Genomic DNA, 21,281 nt, shown 5'->3' with positions numbered 1-21,281 from the left:
TGCGGAGGCAAGACGAAACGTTCGCGATGCTCGACGTTTCCAGTGGAGTTAAGAGTAAGTCTCGGAGTGCGGCAGGGGTCGTCTGCGTCAAGGCGCATGTGCATGAAAGCGACCATTCTCGCGAACGTCGTGGGGCGACCGCTTATTCCGAGGCGCCAAGGCGTCGCAGTAAGACCGGCATCTTGAGCTTGCCAGGTATATCGGCAATTCCTCAAACCCTGCGGGTACCGAGCCATCTGCCGAAGGTTTTAGGGCATATCCGGCCAGAAGCGATTGTGTTTCCGCAGATTTTCGGCGCCTGGCACGGCCTGCAAGTTGTACTCGTTGTGCAAGCCACACACTATGTGACTGATGAGCGGCACGATGTGGTCGACGTGATACACCGTGCCGGTCAGCGTGGTGAGCCGTTGCGCTTCGGCATAGAATTGCGCGATCTTTTCCTTGTCGGCCCACGCGACTGAAGCGTGCCGCTTAGCAGCCCGTCTGCGTGCGCACTTCTCATTCTCCTTATCACGTGCGCTGCGCGCATAGCGCTTTCCGGAGGCTGACACCGAATAGAGCGTGGTTCCGCCATTCCAGGCCGGATTGAGAGCGCCGGCGATTTTTCTCGACCTTTCTTTGTGGGCAATCGGATCAGCGAACATGCAACTATCCGAGCAGTACACGCGTCGACCAGCGCGGCTGGGCGATTCGAGAAAAGGTTTACCGCAGTGCTTGCACTGTATTTGAACCCGCTGGTCGTTGCGATGCTTCAACTTGTAGCCGCACGCGCGCGAGCACGTGCGAACGTGCATCTGGCTTGGCGGTGACCGGAACGGCTTGCCACAGACTTCACAGCTCCGCGTCGTGTTGTTGCGCGCATGCGCGCAGGCTTTCGAGCAGAAGTTGCCCACGGCGCTTACCACCGCTTCGAACTTGACGCCACAGGTCTGACATATTCTCTCTGATCTGCGCTTCTGCTTTTGCGCCATCAAAACGTAGGAGCACTTCCGGGAGCATGTCTGGCGGAACTTCTGCATTCCGGTATTCACGAATTCTTTGCCGCATATCGGGCAGACAAGGGAAACGGTGTTCCGTTGCCGCCTCACCGACGCAGCCAGCTTTTGGCCGCACACCTGTCCACATGCCCGGTATACGGCCAGTCGAGCCATGAATGTCTGTCCACAAACTTCGCAGTGCTTAATCGGCATTTTCGGACGCCGCTAACGGGTCGGTTGCAACGAAGCATAGTCAAAAAATCGGGTTGAGCAAGGACCGCTGATGACCGACGGATCGGACATCCGTGATTGCGCAACTAACTTTTTGACGTCGACGTCCGTCCCATGCGACGCACAGGTGTGCTGATGCGGCGTCCGAGACGCGCGCTGCAGACGTGTAACCGCCATGTAACCGAAGCGCGGCACATGCGCACCTTGCAGGTGTACCTGCGGCATACCCGCCATGTCATCTTCTACCCACGGAACACGCGATGGAGGATGCATACCGGACACGCCGGCGACACATTGACCGCCTCCAACATCCTCTCGCCGTCGCATGATCTGCGCCCTGCAAAAGACACTTGTTCCCTTCGGCCGGGTGTCGAAATGGCTGCCTCACGCTCCGCGACATGGGTGTAATCTATATTGGCTGTCACCTGCCCAAGTGGATGATTTGCGACAGCGGGCCAAGGCCGACTACCGAGTGGGCCGCCGTTCCAGTTGGCTGCCGCTCAAACATCGGGAGAAACATGGGCGAGTCAGACTTTGCGCGCGAGATGCGCGAGGATCGTGAGCGGTGGGAGCGCCAGCGCGAGGAAGAAGATCGCAGGCACAAAGAGGCTGAAAGACGAACGGACCTGTTCATTCGCTGGTTCGCCTGGCCGATGTGCGCTCTGATGGGCCTGATGTTTCTCCTGCTGCTCTACACGGTCGCACCGGCAATGATCAACGCTGTCATCAAGGCCACCCACCAGTGGCAAGCCCTATGACGATAAGGAGGCGCAATGGACACGCTGAAATTTGCACTCGCGTTGGAAGGCGAAGGTATGGATCCGGATCAGGCAGCCATCATCGCCCACGAGATGTACAGAATTTATGCTCACTCGGTACTGGGTGGAGTCTACAAGCCCGTGGACTATGGCGATCTTGAGACGCTTCAAATTAAGGCGAAGCTGGCGCGAGCCAATCAAGAAGCGGTGAACAACGTGCTACGCGCGATGAACGCCAATGACGCCGACCTGGAGAAGCACTGGCAGGGTGAACTGGATCGGATCAACGCAGAGAGAAGGCAGCGAGGGTTCATCAACTGGTGATCAACCCAGGACACGATCCCCGCCACCGGATGTACCCATTCCAAGAAGCCTTGATAACATGTCTCTCCGCTTCCGATGAATGCTTTCATGGTATGGGCGCGCCATCGCACCGAGCAGGCTGGGTTCTTCGTCCGTTTGTATTCGAGGTCGCTTCGGTCGACGAATCGTGTGAGTGGCCCCAGGATCATCAAAATGCCGGTCCGCTGCACAGCCGGACTGGCCATCCGTGGTTGCTACGTTCGCGCGATGGGCGGAACGCCTGTCCGGCGCGGGTTTGCAGGTACATCCAGACGGTGTCGCCGCACCTGGCTGCCACCATGTAACCGCCACGTAACCCGGATAGCCCGTGCGTCGTCTCTCTCGTGCCCTGCATTGGCGGGTGAGGCGAGGCGAATTGATCCGAGCGCCGCACGCTGTGCGGTCCCTTCTTTCCGGCCAGCGCACAAGTATCGGTCAGCGCCGCGCAGCCGTCGCCGGGCGCGGTTCACGTACGACCGGGTTGGGGCGTGTCGTCGTCGTGGTCTGGGTGGAGGTGCTGCCTGTCAGTCATGGCGTCGGTCATCGTCATCCGTCGCGGTGAGACACGGTTCGGATTTCCTGCTGCAGAAACCACTGGTACGGCGATGAATTTCGACCCGCCGGCACACCCGCTTTCGGTTTCCGAAATGGGTCCCATCATTCGCGTGGGTCCAGACAGGGACAGAAGGGCTGGAGGAAATTTGAATGGTCAAATACGTGGCTATCCTTGGGCAGGCGGGCAGGTCGCTCAGTCTCGTCGCCACTGCCTGTTACGAAAGAGACGCTCGAAGCGGCTTGCCGGCACGCCCTTTGAGCTGCCGGATTTGCTGGCGCGACCACCTTAAAGCCACTACCTGAAACTCGTCGGCGAGGTGACCTCTAGTCCGGTGGGTAGCTGGCGCGCGCGACGACGCGCGCTATACTAATCTGGACTAGCCGAGGTCAACGATGACGGACGGAGACCGCGAACGTCAAAATGTCCAAGACGTCGCGTTTTGAGAGATTCGAACGATCACTCCAGACGGGTACGGTCCTACATCTGACAGCAGCGGCTGTTGGATTATCGACCAGGATCAGCCACTGCGATATCTATCAAATCGTTCGCAGCCCATCATCAAGATGTCCTTTGCGTTGTCGTTAACTTATCCTTAGCCCCTAACAATCTCACAGGAACAATAACATGGCTGGCGCTGACGGGGAATTCGAAGACGAACAAATCGATCTGGACGGCTCGCCCGAAGACATCGCCGCATCCCAAAATGAGCTAGCACGCCGATGCAAAGCTGCGGGAATGGCATTCGAACAGGTCGAAATTGCCCCGGGTGAAACGAGGCTCAAAGTAGATATGAAATGCGGACGTGATGTACGCCCGTTGTTTCTGGCTAGTCAAAGTGTTGAGAATTTTCTTTCCGTCCCTTTCGAAAACTACATCTTTTTATCGGGTCTTGAAGCAATTTGCTCATATACGGACGGAACTTTAGAAGCCGGGCTTAGACCAGCCGGAACTGGCATTGCTCCTCTATCACAAGTGTTTAGACGGATATTTGGGCTCGGTATGTTTGGTGAAGAGCCTGAAATTGAGTCGGCCAAAATTGCACTGACTGCCGCCCACGCGGGTCTTCCCGATATTGAAATAGGTCGCGCGTCTGATGTTTTCTTACAGCTGTCCCGGACACCCAATCGCTTCAGATTGACTCTAAGGCTTACGGGATGCCACGTGGCAACACACGATGCCGCTCTTGCTCTTTTAAATAAGGCCGCTGGATCGGTTCTATTCCAACTTGATTTGCTTGCGAATGCTGCGTTGGTCTTGGAGCGAGAGCGAAAAAGGACACCATTCGGACGAAGAGCAAAAAGATTGTCTCCGGGCCCTGCGGATTTGCGGTATCCAAATACTCAATTCGATAGCGCTCCACTATCACTTTACTGGTACGGTCGAAGTGCTAGCGGTATGCCTTTGCTCCAGTTTCTGGCGTTTTATCAAGTAATCGAATTTTATTTTCCAATTTATTCGCAGTCCGAGGCGCAACGCAGGTTGAAAAGCCTGCTTAAGGACCCGACTTTTCGCAATGATCGCGACGCCGACGTCGCGAAGCTTCTGGCCGCAATACATGTGAGTCGGAGCGGAGCATTCGGCGATGAAAGATCGCAGCTTCGCGCGACTTTAAATGAGTGCGTTGACGCTGAGGCATTGCGAGCTTATTTGGAAGAAGACGAGTCCAGAAAAAACTTCTTTTTGACAAAATCAAAATCTCTTCCATATCATAAAGTGCCGTTGGCAAATAAGACTGCCGATCTAAGAAATGATGTGGCTGACCGAATTTACGATATTCGCTGCAAAATTGTTCACACGAAAACTGACTACCGAGACGACAACGTCGAGTTGCTGTTGCCATTTACTCATGAGGCGGAGCAGCTTTCAGATGATATTGAACTTGTTCAATATATTTCTCAAGTGGTTTTGGTCTTCAGCAGCGCGCCTTTTAACGTCCACGCTTAGCAGGCTGCGGAAATACCGACGACAGCAAGTCAGCGGATGAGTCGGTCGAAACGTTATGCTGAGGAAGCCACTACCCAGAGAAATGATGCGCGGCGCCGACACCCATGAGTCGAAGACCGATGCTGATGCACGACTCTATCGCAAAGGCGGCACGGCCAGTGAATTGCGCTACATGGGCCATACCTTGAGCGACAACCGCCACGGTCTGGTGGCCAATGCCGTGGTGACGATCGCTGATGATTATGCCGAGCGCGAAGCCGCCAAGGCCATGATCAACGATGCCAGACAGGCGCTCGATGACCCGGCGCGTGAGATTAGCGGTTGGGGCCACTTCGCGGATATCACCCTGAGTCAAATCGGAGTTTAGGAGCGGTCGGCTCTGACCAATGAAGTGCCATCCGTCGACTCCGTACGACCGTCTTTTGGTGGCCGGGGCCAGTCTGGCGCCGATTGCGCTCGATAGTGGGCATTTGCCGTTGCTGGCATCGCGCCTTACTGCATGAAGTAGTGCCTGAACTGATCAGAAAGTGGGAGGCAAAGCTAGGCGTGAAGGTTACGGGCTACTACCTTCAGCCCATGAAGACGAAATGGGGGAGCTGCAACCACCGAGCAGGAAACATCCGCTTCAACACAGAGCTGGTCAAGAAGCCGAAGGACTTGCTGGAGTACGTTGTTGTGCATGAGATGCTGCACCTCGTCGAGCCAACGCATAGCGACCGCTTTGTGGCGCTGTTGGACCAGCACTTCCCGACGTGGCGGGAAGCGCGAGAGGAATTGAACGAGTTACCACTGGCGGCGGAATCGTGGGGCAGGCGGTAGGTGCGCGTGCGTCAGGCGGGCCCCAAAGTCGGCGGCACCGCGGTTCAGTTACCTCCGGCGGTAGCCCCGGCAAGCGGCAAACTGGCTAGTGGCCTTACCCGAAGGTGCCCGCCGAATCGAAGTCAGTGTCGTCTCGTACTATCCTCGTGAAATAATCGAGTTATTGATCGCCTGGATGACGCGGTGAATGAAACCCCGATCCGTGTGCGTGACGGCTCTGGATTCGCCAGACGAGCTGTGCAGGATGACAAAATGCTTATCCTTGACGAGCACCCAAAGAAGGATGCCGACGACGGCTACTGCTATCGCAAACAGGATCGGGTTAGTGTCCTGATGGTCAAAGTAAAGCGTCGCCACTGCGACGAGAAAGCAAACGACTGGAACCGTGCGGCTCGCGGGTTCCACTGCATGTTTGACCGACGTGACTCCGCTCATAGCGTAGGTTTGGGAGCCAACCAAAACGCGTGCATTCGTGACCTTGACGCCGCCTTCATCTAGAAAAGTCCGCTCTTCCACATGTCTCTCCAATGTTGATGGGATGGGCTGCCTGACCAGATGCGCAGGCAACCCGTTTCCACTGGTTAACGGACGATTGTGTGAAAACTTCAGATGTTTGGGGTGAGTGGGTCACGCAAAATTTCGTTCTGGTTCGCCTCCCCTTGATGCCGCAGCCTTGGTGACGGCAACATATTGAGCAGGTTGTCCAGCATCGTAAGCGCGCGGTCGATCTCCGCGATCTGCTGTGCAGCAGAGGCCGCAATCGCAGGCAACGTCGCAGGATCGTCGATAGTGGGAGGGGGCAGGACGCCGCAGGTTTAAGCATCGGCGGCCGGGGTGAGTGACGCATGAGTCAGTCTCGCTTGGCGCCGGCGCCGGCAAGGACAATTACCCCGGGGTAACGGCGAGCGCGTCGCGGAGCACCTGTTCCAACGCACACAAGGGAGGTGCCGGATACCCAAGGCGACTCAACGCGACATAGCCCTACAGCGACAGTCGTTATCGGCGCTCCGGCGAAGCACGACGTTGCCGCGCTTCCTCGTGCATGTTGACCGGCGTGGCGCCAAGGACACGCGTGACCATCGCTGCGAGGAAGCGGCTAGGTGCGAGATCCTCTGGAATCTTTTCTTCGAGGATCGTCACTTTAGGAAGCTCCGCAATCTCACGATCAACTTCCGACTCGGGGGCGGGTGAGGACTTGGAGCAAGCGGGCATCCGCGTGCATTGCCTCGCGCTCGGCGGCGCGGACCTGACGAGTGCCGCAGGAAAAATGACGATGTCGGTGCTCTCAGCGGTGGCCGAATTCGAGCGTGACTTGTTGATAGAGCGCACAGCCGCTGGGATCGCCCGCGCGCGGGACGCCGGCAAGGTGCTGGGTCTCGGCCACGCGCGCTCAGCGACAAGCAGGAAGCACAGGCGCGGAACCGGCTCGCGCAGGGGCATTCCCTGTCGGCAATCGCCCGCGAACTAAACACGAGTCGCCAGACCCTTATGCGTCTGCGTTCGCGACTCGAACAGGCTACACCCAGCTAGAAGACAGCGGTCCTTTGCAACCGGTTGCAAAGGATGATCGCCGCCGCAGAACGCTAATGCGCGTCCGATGCGGCGGTTCCGATGAGAACGGAGTGAAACCAGTTGCAAATCATGCTTGCGCCGCCAGGGGAATGCAACGAGTCATCTCAAACAAGGACGCTCGAATGCTTCGCGCCTGTTGTGCGCCGCCGGAAACGAGCTGACAAACATCGGCGTGTGAACGATTAGATTCCAAAGCAGTATCGTAAACACCGAAAGCACGGTCCTTCTCGACGAACAGCACTCGCAGTTCGTTCACGTCTATGTGCCCAAGGGAGTGCAGCGTTCGACTAGGCTTCTCCGGAAACTTGGCGTTCCATTCGGCATTGCGGGCCTCCGCGCGCTCGGCGATTTCCTTTTCCGTTGCAACGCTCAGACGGTCAACTGAGAGGCCTTTGTTACTGACGTCGTCAAATGCCGTCGGCTTCAGTTTGCCGGTTTCTTCGTCGAAAAAGGTCGGATGGGTCACTTGGCGGCAGACCACCTCGCCCGGCTGTACCGGTCCGGATGAGTGCTGCGACGCGCTTAGAGACTCCCAGCGCACCGCCTCCTCATTTCCAACTTTTTGCAGCTCCTTTACCTTCTGCTGCGAGTTCGCTGACTGAAAGAATTCCCGACACGGATTCACCTCCATATCCAAAATCTACGCTTCCCGAAGTTTTTGAAGTCGCGCTGCAAACCAGGCTGCATTCAAGTCATTCACAGAAACACCCTCGGCGTACGTCTCCTCCTTAGTGCGCTTGTCACGCGTAAAGAGGGAAAAGCCGTTGTCTTCGAATGCAATGTCGGCAAACAGGTTTGGATGGTCCCAGTACAGGCCTACCGTGCCGCTGCTGGAGAGCATTGGCTTCGGTAGAGGAAAACCGCTCGGAATCCTTTCGAGCATCGCAATCGCGTTATCCACATGCCCTTTGTGTGGCGCGACTGCTCCTTCGCCATCCCAGTCCTCTGCATATCCGCCGTAGGAGTGAAGCTCCATTCGAATTGCCTCGGTTCGGTCAATGGGCTGCTGCTGAATGCCAAGCTGAGCAATCTCCGTCGCGCTGCCTTCGGTATCAGCGTTGATATAAGACGGGGCAATCGAGCCCGACTGCTGCGCCACGTAGGCGGAGGAAATTGCGCCGTCGGTCGACGTCGCCCAGTCCTTCGCGATGGTCGGCTGTGCGGCAAGGGCAAACCAGGCCGCGATAACGGTAATAGTGCTCAGCTTCATTGCTGCTCTCCCGGGGTGCCATTCAACCCAATCATCTGTCTAACGGCTTCGCTTAACAGAAGGTTGAGCCTCATTTTATTTCTGGTATGCAAAAACGGTGCGGCGGCGCGGATAGCCGGAATCGCTGCTGCTCCCCAAAGCATGTTCGAATAGCCGATTCGATGGGTCAACAGCGCGCTAATTTGCCGCTGTGGGCCTGCTATGTCCTGGACATTGATATTGATGTTGTCTAGGACGACCGCTTGCGCAGGCTCGGTGACTTCCTCCATGAAACCATGATGCGAATGCCACAACGTCTTCAAATCATAGCAATTCGGCGGCAAATAGGGGCAGTTCGGCGCAAAGACTTCGCGGAGGTCCAACGTAGCGGGGTCTTCACGCCAGTTGAATACGTCGTGAAACTGAAGCGTGAATGCCTTGAGAGGGCGTCCGAGCAGCACCGTCGGAAGGACCACGTCGAGCCATGCAATTACTTTCGGCCAAACCTCATCCCATCGTGTGTAGTCGTTTACAACGACCACACAATTGTCGCGGTTGACTTGGAGGGTTCGTCCGGCTTGCCCAGAAGCGTGCGTCGCTGCGCCAGCGAATAGCACGCCACCCAATTCCGCCGATTGATGAGTGCCGGTTTGCCCGCCCGCCTTCCCTTTCGTTGGGCCTCTGGTCGGCCCGCGATTAGGTTTGCGCAAATCAATTTGAACCGTCGCGATTTGCTGCTCTTGAACAATCGGGAATGAGGCGCGGAGCTTTTCAGCCAAGCCGCGAACGGCCCTCAGAACTTGAGTGTCGAGGGGCGTTCCCCACTCAACCACGAACGCGGCTGTTTGTATGGCGTGATTTCCCGCAACCGGGTGCAACGCATCTAGCGACATAGGTTCTTTTTCTAGTCTGGCATCGCCTGCAACTTAGCGAGGTCTCTGGGATTTGAGGGCATTTTGCAGAAAAGCAAGCTGAATCATGCCCAGAATCCGACGCCGTCGATGTTACCCAAGGCACGCGTGGAAAACAATGTTTACGGCGCATAGCGTCGCCGTCTTCGCAGCCAAACGACGGAGTGATTGCGGTTACAGGCTGGTTACATGGGCAAAGAAAAACAAAAAGGGTTACACGCCGAAGCATGTAACCCTTTGAATTCTTTGGTGGGGCGTGAGTGACTCGAACACTCGACCTACGGATTAAGAGTCCGCTGCTCTACCAACTGAGCTAACGCCCCCAACAGACTGCGAATTATGCACGAGTTCGTTATGCTTGCCTAGCCCCTTTCGCAGATTTCCTAAAAAAATCTATCGGATAGATCCTGCAAGCGTTCAGTGATCGGCAACGCGTCCCACGCAGACCAGACCCGCCGAAAGGCGCTTGAGAGCCGCGCCCGGTATGATGTCGCGACAACACGCCGCACAACCCATCGCGCGGCTCCAACCGGGGACACACGATGGACGACAACGCAATCCGCGAACTGCTAGACCGCGTACTCGCGCCGTGGGTGCGCTCGCTTGCGCTCACACCGGTCAAGGTCGACGAAGAAGGCGCCACGCTACGCCTCCCGTTCTCCGGCGAACTGCGCCATTCGGGCGGCGTGATCTGCGGCCAGGTCTTCATGGCAGCCGCGGACACGGCGATGGTCGTCGCCATCTCGGCCGCGCTCCAAGGCTTTAAACCGATGACCACCGTCTCGCTGAACATCAGCTTCATGCGGGCCGTCCGCAAGGGCGACGTGCTGATCACCGCGCGCGTACTGCGCCTCGGCCGCAATCTTGTGTTTGGCGAAGTCGAATTGTTCGACGAAGACGGCCGTATGGCCGTCCACGCCACCACCACCTATGCGCTGCTCGACTAAACCCGGGCGCGCAATATCATCATCGCGCCGCGCACACCGCGCCGCACTCAAGGAAAGCAGCAACGATGTTCGATCAGGTCGTATTCGCAGGCGGCGGCAATCGCTGCTGGTGGCAGGCGGGCTTCTGGGATGTCGTCCAGCCAGAACTGAACATCAAGCCACGCGTCATCTGCGGTATTTCGGCGGGCGCGGCGACCGCGTGCATGCTGTACACGAATGAATCCAGCTGGGTGATGCGCTATTACGAGCACGCGCTACGCGAAAACACGAAAAACGCGTACTGGGGCAACCTGCTGCGCGGAGAGTCGGTGTTTCCGCACTACCGGATCTATCGTCAGGCGCTGCTCGACATCTATGGCGAGCGCTTCGCGTCGCTCGCGAAGGCGCCGGAAATCCGCATCGGCGTGTCGCATCTGCCGCGCTGGCTCGGCGCACGCAGTGCCGTCGCGGCTGGGCTGATCGCGTACAACATCGAAAAGTACGTGCGCAAGACGTTGCACCCGACGCTTGGTCAGACGCTCGGTTTTCATCCGGAGTTTGTGCGCGCGCAGGATTGCGCGACGGTTGAAGATCTCGCCGATCTGATCCTGCAATCGTCGAGCACACCGCCGTTTACGCCGGTTCTGCGGCGCAACGGCCGGCCGGTTCTGGATGGCGGGATGGTCGACAACGTGCCGGTCGGCGCGCTCGATGAAACGCCCGGCACGGTCCTCGTGATGGTGACGCGGCTGTATCCGCGTCCGCAGATGTTTGTTGTGCCGCACGGCACACAGCAGCGTCTGTATGTTCAGCCGTCGCGCAAGGTGCCGATTTCGAGCTGGGATTACACCAGCCCGTCGCAGATGCAACACGCGTACAACCTTGGGCGCGTCGACGGCGAGCAGTTCCTGCGACGTGTGCCGGAACTCATGGACGCGGCTGCGCACGATTGAGCTGAGCGCCTTGCTGTCGCCGGGCAGGCGCGGCGGCGCTTGCGCTCGCCTGCAACGGAACGCTAACGCCGCCAGCCAGCCGGAAGCGACCTACCGCCGCCGTCCGCCCTGCAACGCTTCCGGATTCGCCACGCTCGATGTATCGCCCGCGTCGAACGCGAGGATGTTCCTGAACGCCGCGCTGAAGTAAAGCTCATAGCTATCCCGTTCGACATAGCCGATGTGCGGCGTGCAGATCACGTTTTCCATTCGCAGCAGGCTGTAGCCTTGCAGAATCGGCTCGCTTTCGTACACGTCGATCGCCACCATGCCCGGCCGGTTGTGCGACAGCGCGCCCATCAGCGCGTTTTCTTCCAGCAGTTCGGCACGGCTCGTGTTCACGAAAAGCGCAGTCGGCTTCATGCGCATCAGGTCTTCCTGCCTGACGATGCCGCGCGTGTCGTCATGCAGACGCAGATGTAGCGACAGCACGTCGCTCTGTTCGAACAGAGCCTCACGGCTTTCGGCGACATCGTAGCCATCTCTCTGCGCGGCCTCGCGCGAGTGCTCGCGGCCCCAGATCAGCACCTTCATGCCAAACGCCTTGCCGTACCCGGCGAGCAGCTGGCCGATCTTGCCGTAGCCCCAGATACCGAGCGTCTGACCGCGCAAAACCGTGCCCAGTCCGAAGTTCGGCGGCAGCGCCGACGTCTTCAACCCCGACTGTTGCCAGGCACCTTGCTTAAGGTTTGCTACGTATTGCGGAATCCGTCGCTGGGCGGCCATGATGAGTGCCCACGTCAGTTCGGCGGGCGCGATCGGTGAGCCAGTGCCTTCCAGCACGGCGATGCCACGCTCGGTACAAGCCGCCATATCGATGTGGACCGAAGCCTTGCCCGTCTGACTGATCATGCGCAAATGCGGCAACTTATCAAGGAGTTGCGAGGAGATGCGGGTGCGTTCGCGAATCAGCACCAGTGCGTCGGTTTCGGCGAGACGGCTTGCGAGCTGGCCCAGTCCGCGGACGGTGTTGTTAAAAACTTTGACTTCATGGTCGGCGAGCAACTGGAAGCAGTTGAGCTTGCGAACGGCGTCCTGGTAATCGTCGAGGATGGCAATCTTCATGGTGTTGTGTTTTGCTGCGCACCGAGAGGGCGCGGAACGGAGTGATAAGCTGAATGTCCCAACATGTGATTCGCGTCACGTTGGTACTGCGGATTAAAGCCCTGTCGAACGGGGCCACAACACGGCGCCGGTTCTGCAGGCAAGGTTTACCACCGTTTTTAACAGTTTGTTGCCAATCGATGCAAGCCGCTTTACAGACGGTTTCGAACAACAGGCTGGTTTGGCCCACGACGACATGCGCAATCATGCGCGCCGGAACATGGGCGCAGCAAGGATTGGACGCCTCTCGCAGGCAGCGTCGCTGGGCTGGTTACCGTTTTTCTCTCAATAACAGAACGGAGACAGCTCGATGAATCATCCCGCATTCAATGGTCAGCCCGCCGTCGAGGCGCCGGCCTGGATCAAACACCGAAAGCTGATCGACTGGGTTCAGCGCGTCGCCGCGTTGACGAAGCCGGAACGCGTCGTCTGGTGCGACGGCTCGCAGGAGGAATACGACCGCCTCTGCAAGCAGATGGTTGCAGCCGGCACGCTCACGCAGTTGAATCCGGCGAAGCGGCCGAATTCGTACCTCGCGTGCTCCGATCCGTCCGATGTGGCGCGCGTCGAAGATCGCACGTTCATCTGCTCCCAACGCGAAGAGGACGCCGGCCCGACCAACAACTGGATCGCGCCGGCCGAGATGCGCTCGACGCTCGATGGTCTCTTCGATGGCGCGATGCGCGGCCGCACGATGTACGTCGTGCCGTTTTCGATGGGGCCGCTGGGTTCGCCGATCGCGCACATCGGCGTGGAGTTGAGCGACAGCCCTTACGTCGTGACGAACATGCGCATCATGACGCGCATGGGACGCAAGGTGTACGACGTGCTCGGCGAGAACGGCGCGTTCGTGCCATGCGTGCATTCGGTCGGCGCGCCGCTGGCTGCGGGTGCGAAAGACGTGCCGTGGCCGTGCAGCGACACCAAATACATCGTCCATTTCCCCGAAACGCGCGAAATCTGGAGCTACGGCTCGGGCTATGGCGGCAACGCGCTGCTCGGCAAGAAGTGCTTCGCGCTGCGGATTGCGTCGACGATGGGCCGCGATGAAGGCTGGCTCGCCGAACACATGCTGATTCTTGGCGTGACTTCGCCGGAAGGGCGCAAGTATCACGTCGCGGCGGCGTTTCCGTCGGCATGCGGCAAGACCAACTTCGCGATGCTGATCCCGCCGGAAGGCATGAATGGCTGGCAGATTTCGACCATCGGCGACGATATCGCGTGGATCAAGCCGGGCAACGACGGGCGTCTCTACGCGATCAATCCGGAAGCGGGCTACTTCGGCGTTGCGCCGGGCACGAGCGAAAAGACCAACTTCAACGCGATGGCGACGCTGAAGGAAAACGTCATCTTCACGAACGTCGCGCTGACGGACGACGGCGACGTCTGGTGGGAAGGCATGACCGACAAGCCGCCCGCGCATCTCATCGACTGGCAGGGCAAGGACTGGACGCCCGCGATCGCGAAGGAAAGCGGCCGCAGGGCGGCGCACCCGAACGCGCGCTTTACGGCGCCGGCGTCGCAATGTCCTTCGATCGACGCCGACTGGGAGAACCCGGCCGGTGTACCGATCGACGCGTTCATCTTCGGCGGTCGCCGTTCGACCACGGTGCCGCTCGTGACCGAAGCCCGCAACTGGGTTGAAGGCGTCTACATGGCCGCGACGATGGGTTCCGAGACGACAGCGGCCGCGGCGGGCCAGCAGGGCGTCGTGCGCCGCGATCCGTTCGCGATGCTGCCGTTCTGCGGCTACAACATGAGCGACTATTTCGGTCACTGGCTGAAAACCGGCGAGCGCCTCGCGCGTCTGAACGTGCAGATGCCGAAAATCTTCTGCGTGAACTGGTTCCGCAAAGGTGCCGACGGCAAGTTCGTGTGGCCGGGTTTCGGCGAAAACATGCGCGTGCTGCGCTGGATGGTGGGCCGCGTCGAAGGCAAGGCGCAGGGCGCGGAACACGCGTTCGGCGTCTCGCCGGGATACGACGACATCGACTGGAGCGGTCTGGACTTCACTCGCGCGCAGTACGACGAAGTAATCTCAGTCGACGATGCCGCCTGGCGTGCGGAGCTCGATCTGCACGCGGAACTGTTCAACACGCTCGAACGCGGCCTTCCGCCTGCGCTTCAGGAAACACGAACGGCATTGGAGAATCGCCTCGCTGTGTAGCAATGTGAGTACACGCTTCGATTTGCCAGACCGCCTTCGGGCGGTCTTTTTTCACGGGCTCACAGAGAGAACATTCTTGCCGCTTTCGTGCCACTTTCGACAGTTACGCAATGCCTTTCGACCTGTTGCGAAACGAATAATCCACGCCGACGCTTCGTGCATTGTTTCTAACATAGGAACAATCGACGATCCGACATCGCGTTAAAGGGCACAATCGCACAAATTTTTATGTAATAGCCGAGTTTCCAGGCAACTTCTGCAGGATTTCCAGAGTCGGAGGAGAATTCGCAGTTCGCTTCGCCTTCCTGGGAAGAAAGAAGCTGTAACACGCAGGAGTTGTCTTATGGATCATTTGCAGTCGATGCGGGTTTTCGTCAGGGTGGCGGATCTCGGTAGCTTTGCCCGCGCAGCCAGCGCGATGGATATCTCTAACGCAGTTGTTACCCGACATGTCGCCGACCTCGAAGGGCGGCTTGGCACGCGGCTCCTCAACCGGACAACCCGCAGCCTTTCGCTGACCGAATCAGGTCAGGTTTATCTCGAACGTGCGCGCCAGATTCTGGACGAGCTGGAAGACGTCGAACAGATGGTGGTGGCGCGCAATCATGAGCCCGTCGGCACGCTGCGCATTGTCGCGCCGGTGGTGTTCGGTTTGCATAACCTCGCGCCGGTGCTACAGACCTACGCCGAGCGCTATCCGAAAGTCATTCCCGACGTCACGCTGGTTGACCGGCAGGTCGATCTCGTCGAGGAAGGATTCGATGTGGGCGTGGTGATCGCGCGGCATATGCGCAGCGCCAGCATCGTCACGCGGCGTTTGACCACGGGTTGCATGACGGTGTGCGCGACGCCGGCGTATCTGGAGAAGCACGGTACGCCGACGCGTCCCGAGCATCTGGCCGAGCATCCGTGTCTGAGCCTGCCGTCCGAATACTGGGGCGACGAGCGTGTCTTTACGGGCCCGGATGGCGAAGTGCGCGTGCGTCCCACGAACGTGATCGTCGCGAACAACACGGAGATGCTGCGTCAGTTCGCGGCGCTCGGGATGGGCATCGCGATCCTGCCAAGCTACCTGATCGGTCGCGATACGACGCGCGGCAAGCTGGTTCGCCTGCTGAGCGACTACCGTCTGCCGCAGGTCGAGATCAATATCGCTTACCCGAGCCGTCGACATCTGCCGGCGAAGGTGCGCACGTTCATCGATCATCTGGTCGAGCATTTCAACCAGACGCCGAACAGTCTGCTCGGTGAGCAATGGATCAAGGACGGCCTTGTACGCCCGTCCACGCCTGCGATGGCGCCCTCGTCGGACCGGATGCCACCGGAGGCGTTCGACGGCGCAGAGCCGCTGTCGAGCCTGCTCGACAGCGAACTGCCGGCGGCCAAACCGATGAAGACCACCACGCGGACACGGCCGACTGCGTTGTCGCCGCTTTAAGTGATTGAAAAGTAAAAAAGCGCAGCCCGCGGGCTGCGCTTTTTTTATCGCTACGGGCCGTGCGAAACCGGCCCTCGCGCAAGAGCTTACGAACCCGTCTTGCGTGCGACGGCCTTCTTCGCCGGCGCCTTCTTGGCGGCCGCGGTTTTAGTTGCAGCCGCTTTGGTCGCAGTCGTTTTCGCCGCGGTTTTCCTCGCCGGCGCGGCCTTTGCGGTTGCGCCGACCTCTTCCGTTTCGGCTTCCGTGTTTGCGGCCTTCTTCGCTGCCGTCTTTGCAGCTGTCTTCGCTGACGGTTCCTTCTTCTCAAACTCGAAGCCGATCTTGCCGTCGCTCTGCTTGACGAGGAATGCCTTGAAGTTGCGCCCGGTACGCGACGACTTGAAGTTAGTCAGCAGATCGGTGCGCCCTTCTTCGAGCAGTTTCGACATCTGCTCCCGACTGATTTCCTGCTGCAGAATCACCTTGCCCGAGCGGAAGTCACAGGTCTTCGGATTCGCGACCGAGTTCTCGCAGACGAAGCTCATGCCGTGCTCGAACACACGTCCCTTGCACTTTGGACACGCGCCGACTGACTGCTGCTCCGAGAAATCCGGCGCTTCGCCATCTTCGCCGCCCGAATCCTGACCGAAGTCGAACTCGAGCTTGTAGTTCTTCGTTTCGTCGTCGAGCGAGAGCTTGAGGATCGCCGAGAACGGACGACCCATCTTGCTGCGGAAACCCGACAGCGGACCGATCGTCTTGTTTTGCAGCAATTCTTCGACTTCCGGGATCTCGAACTGACGACTGCCCGGAATCTTCGAAATCGAGAACTCGCACTTCGTACACGCGAAGCGGCGGTAGTTCTCTTTGACCTGGCCGCCGCAATTCGGGCACGGCGTTTCGAGCGTCGCGTAATCGCCGGGAATCGTGTCGGAGTCGTATTCCTTCGCGCGCTTGACGATGGTCTGCGTCATGCGGGCGATTTCCTGCATGAACTCGTCGCGCTTGAGTTTGCCGCGCTCCATCTGCGCGAGTTTGTGCTCCCACTCGCCGGTGAGTTCCGGTGCGGTCAGTTCCTCGACGCCAAGACCGCGCAACAGGGTGGTCAGTTGGAACGCCTTCGCGGTCGGAATCAGATCGCGGCCTTCGCGGATCAGATACTTCTCGCCGAGCAGACCTTCGATGATGGCAGCGCGCGTCGCCGGCGTGCCGAGACCCTTGGCCGCCATCGCTTCGCGCAGTTCGTCGTCTTCGACGAGCTTGCCCGCGCCTTCCATCGCCGACAGCAGCGTGGCTTCGTTATAGCGTGCGGGCGGTTTCGTCACGAGCTGGTGGGCCGCGATCCTGTCTGTCTTGACCTTCTCGTCCTTCTGCACCGGCACGAGGTTCGCATCTTCGCCGCCGATTTCGCGACCGTAGATCTGCAGCCAGCCCGGCTCGACCAGCACCTTGCCTTCAGTCTTGAAGTGATGGCCGACGACTTCCGTGATGCGCGTCGTCACCTTGAACTCGGCCGCCGGGAAGAACACCGCGAGGAAGCGCTTCACGACGAGGTCGTACAGCTTCTGCTCCGGCTCGGAAAGTATCTTCGGCGCCTGCAAGGTGGGGATGATTGCGAAGTGGTCGCTGATCTTCGAGTTGTCGAAGATGCGCTTGTTAGGCTTCACCCAGCCCTTGTCGAGCACCTGCTTCGCGAACGGCAGATAGTTGTTGCTCTCCTTCAGCATATCGAGCGTGCTCTTCACCGTCTCGATATAGTCTTCCGGCAGCGCGCGCGCGTCGGTTCGCGGATACGTCAGCACCTTGTGCTTTTCGTACAGCGCCTGTGCGAGACCGAGCGTGTTCTTGGCCGAAAAGCCGAAGCGGCCGTTGGCTTCGCGCTGCAGGCTCGTCAGGTCGAAAAGTGCGGGCGAAAGCTGCGTCGACGGCTTTGATTCTTCGGTGACGGTGCCGATCTGGCCGCGACATGCAGCGACGATCGTCTCAGCGGCAGGCAGCGCCCACAAACGCGAATCGCGCTTCTCCGGATCGAACTCGTCGCGCTTGAACTTCGGGTCGTACCATCGGCCTTCGTAGAAGCCTGCCGAACAGACGAACTCCGCTTTCACTTCCCAATAGTCACGCGGCACGAAACGACGAATCTTTTCTTCGCGCTCGACGACGATTGACAGCGTCGGCGTCTGCACGCGCCCGACGGTCGTCAGGAAGAAGCCGCCGCCCTTGCTGTTGAACGCGGTCATCGCCCGCGTGCCGTTGATGCCGACCAGCCAGTCTGCTTCCGAGCGGCAACGCGCGGCATCGGCGAGCGGCTGCATTTCCTCGTCGCTACGCAGACGGGCGAAGCCGTCGCGGATCGCGGCCGGCGTCATCGACTGCAGCCACAGACGTTGCACCGGCTGCTTCGCCTTCGCGTGCTGCGCGATCAGACGGAAAATCAGCTCGCCTTCGCGCCCCGCGTCGCATGCGTTCACGAGCCGGTCGATGTCCTTGCGCTTTAGCAGCTTCGTCAGCAGCTTCAGACGCGACTCGCTTTTTGCGATCGGGTTGAGGTCGAAATGCGGCGGGATGACCGGCAGATGGGCGAAACTCCATTTTCCGCGCTTGACTTCGTATTCCTCGGGCGCCGCGATCTCGAGCAGATGCCCGACCGCCGACGAAAGGACATAGTCATCGCTCTCGAAGTATTCGTCATGCTTGGTAAAGCCGCCCAGAGCCCGCGCGATGTCGTTCGCGACGGAAGGCTTTTCGGCGATGATCAGTGCTTTGGACATGACTGGGATGTGAGTATGTGGATCGGGTTTTATGGCCCTTTGACGACCGCTTTATAGCACACGCCGCTGAAACGGCGATTCCTGTGGCTAAAAAAAGCGGCTCATCATAATTGGGCGCTCGCTTATCCGGCAAGCGTGGTTCCTTCAGCCGTCGAGGCCCATGCAGCCTTGCTGGCAGCGCTCCGCGGTGCTTTTTTCGTGCTTCCCGGCGACGCTTGCCGGGGGTTGATCAAACCCCCCGTTCGACGATGCTTTCAGGCAACAGCCAGCGCCGGTCGCAGTTTCGGCGCACCGGTCACACCCGGCAGCGCGGCGGATTCTGCAAGCATGCGCTCGACGATGCCGGCTTGCGGCAGCACGGTGCCGAAGAATCGCGTGGTGTGAGCGTCTTCGATCAGGATCGTCGGAAAATTTTCCACGTCGAGATCGTCGAAACGGTCCGCGTGGGTCTCGATGTCGATCCAGGCAAAGCAGATGTCGGGATACCGGTCCGCCAGGCGGTCGAAGGCTTCGCGATACTCGCGGCACGTTCCACACCATTCCGCGCACAGACAGGCGACGAACAGCGTGTCACGGTCGTTGATGCGCCCAGCGATCCGGTCCTGATCGGTGTCGAGATTCAACGCGGGCATGTCGATTCCTTGCGTATTTATGTCAGGTGCTTTGGCGCGAATGTAGCATGGCGCGCCGTCAGCTGTGGCTGGCCCGAACGAAGCGGCCGCCAGGCAATACGCTGAGATGGCCGCCCAGTTCCAGCTGCAGAAGCGTGGCCTGCAGCGTCGCCTCTCCCATTTCGGTGCGCGCAGCGAGGATTTCAAGCGTGGCGGGCGAATGGCCGAGCGCGTCCAGCAACTGCCGGGCCTCCGGGGCGAGGGAATGGCGTGCACTCGCGGTTTCCCGAAGTGCTGGCGCGACGACTGGAATCTCAAACCCGAGCTCTTCAAGCACGTCCTCCGGTGTCTCGACCAGTTTCGCGCCCTGCTTGATCATCCGGTGACAACCTCGCGCGAGCGGCGCGTGGATCGAGCCGGGAATCGCGAACACATCCCGCCCCATTTCATTCGCGAGCCGCGCGGTGATCAGCGATCCGGAACGCATCGCGGCCTCGACGATGAGCACGCCGCTCGATAGCCCTGCGATCAGCCGGTTGCGCTGGGGAAAGTGCGCGGAGCGGGCGGGCGTGCCGAGCGGCCATTCCGACACGATGGCGCCCGCCGCCGCGATCTGATGCGCAAGCTGATGGTTCGCCGACGGATACACGACATCCGCGCCCGTTCCGATGACCGCAATGGTGCTGCCGGGCCCGTGGAGCGCGCTGCGATGCGCGGCCGCGTCAATGCCGAGCGCGAGCCCGGAGACGACGGCGAGGCCGGCATCCGACAACGCCCGCGCAAACCGGCCCGCATCTTCGACGCCTTGCGGCGTCGCGCTGCGACTGCCGACCACGGCCACGCTTCGTGCGTGGAGCAGGTCGAGCCGTCCCTTTACATATAGCAGCGGCGGCGGGTCGGGCATCGTCAGCAGGGATGGCGGGTAGGCCGGATCGCCCAATGTCAGCACCTGGTTGCCCGGCTCGTCGCGCCACGCGAGGACAGCAGCGAGTTGCCCGTCGAAACCCGCGCCGGGCGGCGTGAGCACAGCACGCGCCGTTGCTTCGTCGCTTGCGGCCGCCAGTGTGGCGAAGGGCTCGCCGAGCAGCGCTTCAGGCAGCCCGAATACATCGAGAAGCGTGCGAAGCGCGGCGGGTTTGAGTCCGCGCGCCATCGCAAGCCGCAGCCACGCGGCGAGTTCGGTATCGGTCATCGGCAGGGTGCGCATTGCGGGTCAGTCCTTTGCAGTCAGCGGCCGGGCGGTCACCATGCTAAAATTTTCATCATCCGAAATAAAAGCAGTGCCGCGCCCGCCCGCGCGTGCTCTTCAGTCGTGCGTCCGGCGATACGTTGAATCGAACCGGTTCGACCGCATATCCTCCGTATAACCCGATGGGCTCACAAGCTGGCCAGATGGCCATGCGGCCCGGACCGGTATCAGACTGGAAGCGGCAGCGACGCGCGGCGCTCACTCATTCACTTCAAAATCATGGCTTTACTGAACATCCTCAACTATCCCGACAAGCGGTTGCACAAGGTCGCGAAACCCGTCGAAGAGGTCAACGATCGCATTCGCCGGCTCGTCGCCGATATGGCCGAAACGATGTACGCGGCGCCGGGCGTCGGCCTCGCGGCAACGCAGGTGGACGTGCACGAACGCGTGGTCGTGATCGACGTGTCGGAAACGCACGATGAACTGCAGGCGTTCATCAATCCGGAAATCATCTGGTCGAGCAACGAGAGGAAGCTTTCCGAGGAAGGCTGCCTGTCCGTGCCGGGCATCTACGACAACGTCGAGCGCGCCGAAAAAGTGCGCGTGCGGGCGCTCAACGAGAAGGGCGAAACCTTCGAGCTGGACTGCGAGGGCCTGCTCGCCGTGTGTGTCCAGCACGAGATGGATCACCTGATGGGCCACGTGTTCGTCGAATACCTGTCACCGCTCAAGCAGACGCGCATCAAGGGCAAGATGAAGAAGCTCGCGCACGCGATGTAACGCGTTTCCATCCTGCACATTC

20 protein-coding genes, 1 tRNA gene and 2 pseudogenes are annotated in these 21,281 nt (G+C 59.7%); 11 read left to right on the top strand and 12 right to left on the bottom strand.

What is annotated here, in order from left to right:
* Positions 1-248: 248 nt before the first annotated feature.
* Complete coding sequence (locus tag P3T21_RS06685) at positions 249-644, bottom strand: hypothetical protein (RefSeq protein ID WP_429255119.1); 396 nt, start codon at positions 642-644, stop codon at positions 249-251.
* A gap of 187 nt (positions 645-831) precedes the next feature.
* Positions 832-1,125 (bottom strand): hypothetical protein, encoded by a 294-nt coding sequence (locus P3T21_RS06680; protein WP_429255118.1) that lies wholly within the window; start codon positions 1,123-1,125, stop codon positions 832-834.
* 601 nt (positions 1,126-1,726) lie between these two features.
* On the opposite strand from P3T21_RS06680, the gene P3T21_RS06675 reads away from it, so the two are divergent.
* The 5 genes and pseudogenes from P3T21_RS06675 (at position 1,727) to P3T21_RS06655 (ending at position 5,627) form a co-directional block, all read left to right on the top strand.
* Positions 1,727-1,966 carry a hypothetical protein gene (locus P3T21_RS06675; RefSeq protein WP_429255117.1) on the top strand — a complete coding sequence of 80 codons (240 nt, stop codon included), beginning with the start codon at positions 1,727-1,729 and terminating at the stop codon, positions 1,964-1,966.
* A 15-nt stretch (positions 1,967-1,981) separates the two neighbouring features.
* Positions 1,982-2,290 (top strand): hypothetical protein, encoded by a 309-nt coding sequence (locus P3T21_RS06670; protein WP_429255116.1) that lies wholly within the window; start codon positions 1,982-1,984, stop codon positions 2,288-2,290.
* 1,198 nt (positions 2,291-3,488) lie between these two features.
* On the top strand, positions 3,489-4,808 hold the full coding sequence (locus P3T21_RS06665) for a hypothetical protein (RefSeq protein WP_429255115.1): 1,320 nt from the start codon (positions 3,489-3,491) through the stop codon (positions 4,806-4,808).
* An 88-nt stretch (positions 4,809-4,896) separates the two neighbouring features.
* Positions 4,897-5,127, top strand: a pseudogene (locus P3T21_RS06660) (IS5/IS1182 family transposase); the annotation flags it as partial.
* A 143-nt stretch (positions 5,128-5,270) separates the two neighbouring features.
* Positions 5,271-5,627: a M48 family metallopeptidase gene (locus tag P3T21_RS06655; RefSeq protein ID WP_429255177.1), complete on the top strand. Its 357-nt coding sequence runs from the start codon at positions 5,271-5,273 to the stop codon at positions 5,625-5,627.
* A gap of 138 nt (positions 5,628-5,765) precedes the next feature.
* Here P3T21_RS06655 and P3T21_RS06650 read toward each other — a convergent pair whose 3' ends face one another.
* Positions 5,766-6,143, bottom strand: a complete 378-nt coding sequence (locus P3T21_RS06650) for a DUF6232 family protein (RefSeq protein WP_429255114.1) — start codon at positions 6,141-6,143, stop codon at positions 5,766-5,768.
* A gap of 480 nt (positions 6,144-6,623) precedes the next feature.
* Positions 6,624-6,767 (bottom strand): hypothetical protein, encoded by a 144-nt coding sequence (locus P3T21_RS06645; protein WP_429255179.1) that lies wholly within the window; start codon positions 6,765-6,767, stop codon positions 6,624-6,626.
* Positions 6,768-6,816: 49 nt separating this feature from the next.
* Here P3T21_RS06645 and P3T21_RS06640 point away from each other — a divergent pair.
* Positions 6,817-7,157, top strand: a pseudogene (locus P3T21_RS06640) (recombinase family protein); the annotation flags it as partial.
* Positions 7,158-7,266: 109 nt separating this feature from the next.
* On the opposite strand, the gene P3T21_RS06635 reads toward P3T21_RS06640, so the two are convergent.
* The 4 genes from P3T21_RS06635 to P3T21_RS06620 all read right to left on the bottom strand — a co-directional run bounded on the left by P3T21_RS06635 (position 7,267) and on the right by P3T21_RS06620 (position 9,622).
* Positions 7,267-7,830: a hypothetical protein gene (locus P3T21_RS06635; protein WP_429255113.1), complete on the bottom strand. Its 564-nt coding sequence runs from the start codon at positions 7,828-7,830 to the stop codon at positions 7,267-7,269.
* A 9-nt stretch (positions 7,831-7,839) separates the two neighbouring features.
* Positions 7,840-8,409, bottom strand: a complete 570-nt coding sequence (locus P3T21_RS06630; protein WP_429255112.1) for a hypothetical protein — start codon at positions 8,407-8,409, stop codon at positions 7,840-7,842.
* Positions 8,406-9,281, bottom strand: a complete 876-nt coding sequence (locus tag P3T21_RS06625; protein ID WP_429255111.1) for a hypothetical protein — start codon at positions 9,279-9,281, stop codon at positions 8,406-8,408. Before P3T21_RS06625 ends, P3T21_RS06630 begins: the two co-directional genes overlap by 4 nt.
* Before the next feature lie 265 nt (positions 9,282-9,546).
* Positions 9,547-9,622: transfer RNA gene (locus P3T21_RS06620), tRNA-Lys, on the bottom strand.
* A gap of 219 nt (positions 9,623-9,841) precedes the next feature.
* Between P3T21_RS06620 and P3T21_RS06615 the strand changes: the two genes are divergently transcribed.
* A complete protein-coding gene (locus P3T21_RS06615) occupies positions 9,842-10,246 on the top strand; it encodes a PaaI family thioesterase (RefSeq protein ID WP_429255110.1) in 405 nt (134 codons plus the stop codon).
* A gap of 65 nt (positions 10,247-10,311) precedes the next feature.
* Positions 10,312-11,178, top strand: coding sequence for a patatin-like phospholipase family protein (locus P3T21_RS06610; protein ID WP_429255109.1), 867 nt, complete (start codon positions 10,312-10,314; stop codon positions 11,176-11,178).
* Between the two features lie 90 nt (positions 11,179-11,268).
* Here P3T21_RS06610 and P3T21_RS06605 read toward each other — a convergent pair whose 3' ends face one another.
* Positions 11,269-12,282 (bottom strand): D-2-hydroxyacid dehydrogenase family protein, encoded by a 1,014-nt coding sequence (locus tag P3T21_RS06605; RefSeq protein ID WP_429255108.1) that lies wholly within the window; start codon positions 12,280-12,282, stop codon positions 11,269-11,271.
* A 349-nt stretch (positions 12,283-12,631) separates the two neighbouring features.
* Between P3T21_RS06605 and P3T21_RS06600 the strand changes: the two genes are divergently transcribed.
* On the top strand, positions 12,632-14,488 hold the full coding sequence (locus tag P3T21_RS06600; RefSeq protein WP_429255107.1) for a phosphoenolpyruvate carboxykinase (GTP): 1,857 nt from the start codon (positions 12,632-12,634) through the stop codon (positions 14,486-14,488).
* A gap of 343 nt (positions 14,489-14,831) precedes the next feature.
* A complete protein-coding gene (locus P3T21_RS06595; protein WP_429255106.1) occupies positions 14,832-15,926 on the top strand; it encodes a LysR family transcriptional regulator in 1,095 nt (364 codons plus the stop codon).
* An 86-nt stretch (positions 15,927-16,012) separates the two neighbouring features.
* On the opposite strand, the gene P3T21_RS06590 is transcribed toward P3T21_RS06595, so the two are convergent.
* From P3T21_RS06590 to dprA, 3 genes are all read right to left on the bottom strand, one after another.
* Complete coding sequence (locus P3T21_RS06590; RefSeq protein ID WP_429255105.1) at positions 16,013-18,676, bottom strand: DNA topoisomerase III; 2,664 nt, start codon at positions 18,674-18,676, stop codon at positions 16,013-16,015.
* A 254-nt stretch (positions 18,677-18,930) separates the two neighbouring features.
* Entirely contained in the window at positions 18,931-19,308 is a 378-nt protein-coding gene (locus P3T21_RS06585; protein ID WP_429255104.1) for a thioredoxin family protein, read from the bottom strand.
* A gap of 58 nt (positions 19,309-19,366) precedes the next feature.
* Positions 19,367-20,494 carry a DNA-processing protein DprA gene (gene dprA, locus P3T21_RS06580; RefSeq protein WP_429255103.1) on the bottom strand — a complete coding sequence of 376 codons (1,128 nt, stop codon included), beginning with the start codon at positions 20,492-20,494 and terminating at the stop codon, positions 19,367-19,369.
* A 261-nt stretch (positions 20,495-20,755) separates the two neighbouring features.
* Here dprA and def point away from each other — a divergent pair, with 261 nt between their 5' ends.
* Entirely contained in the window at positions 20,756-21,259 is a 504-nt protein-coding gene (def, locus tag P3T21_RS06575) for a peptide deformylase (RefSeq protein ID WP_429255102.1), read from the top strand.
* Positions 21,260-21,281: the final 22 nt, after the last annotated feature.

The organism is Paraburkholderia sp. GAS334, assembly GCF_050436625.1.
GTDB lineage: Bacteria > Pseudomonadota > Gammaproteobacteria > Burkholderiales > Burkholderiaceae > Paraburkholderia.
The sequence above is the reverse complement of the archived record's forward strand: the minus strand, read 5'-3'. Positions and strand labels throughout refer to the sequence as shown.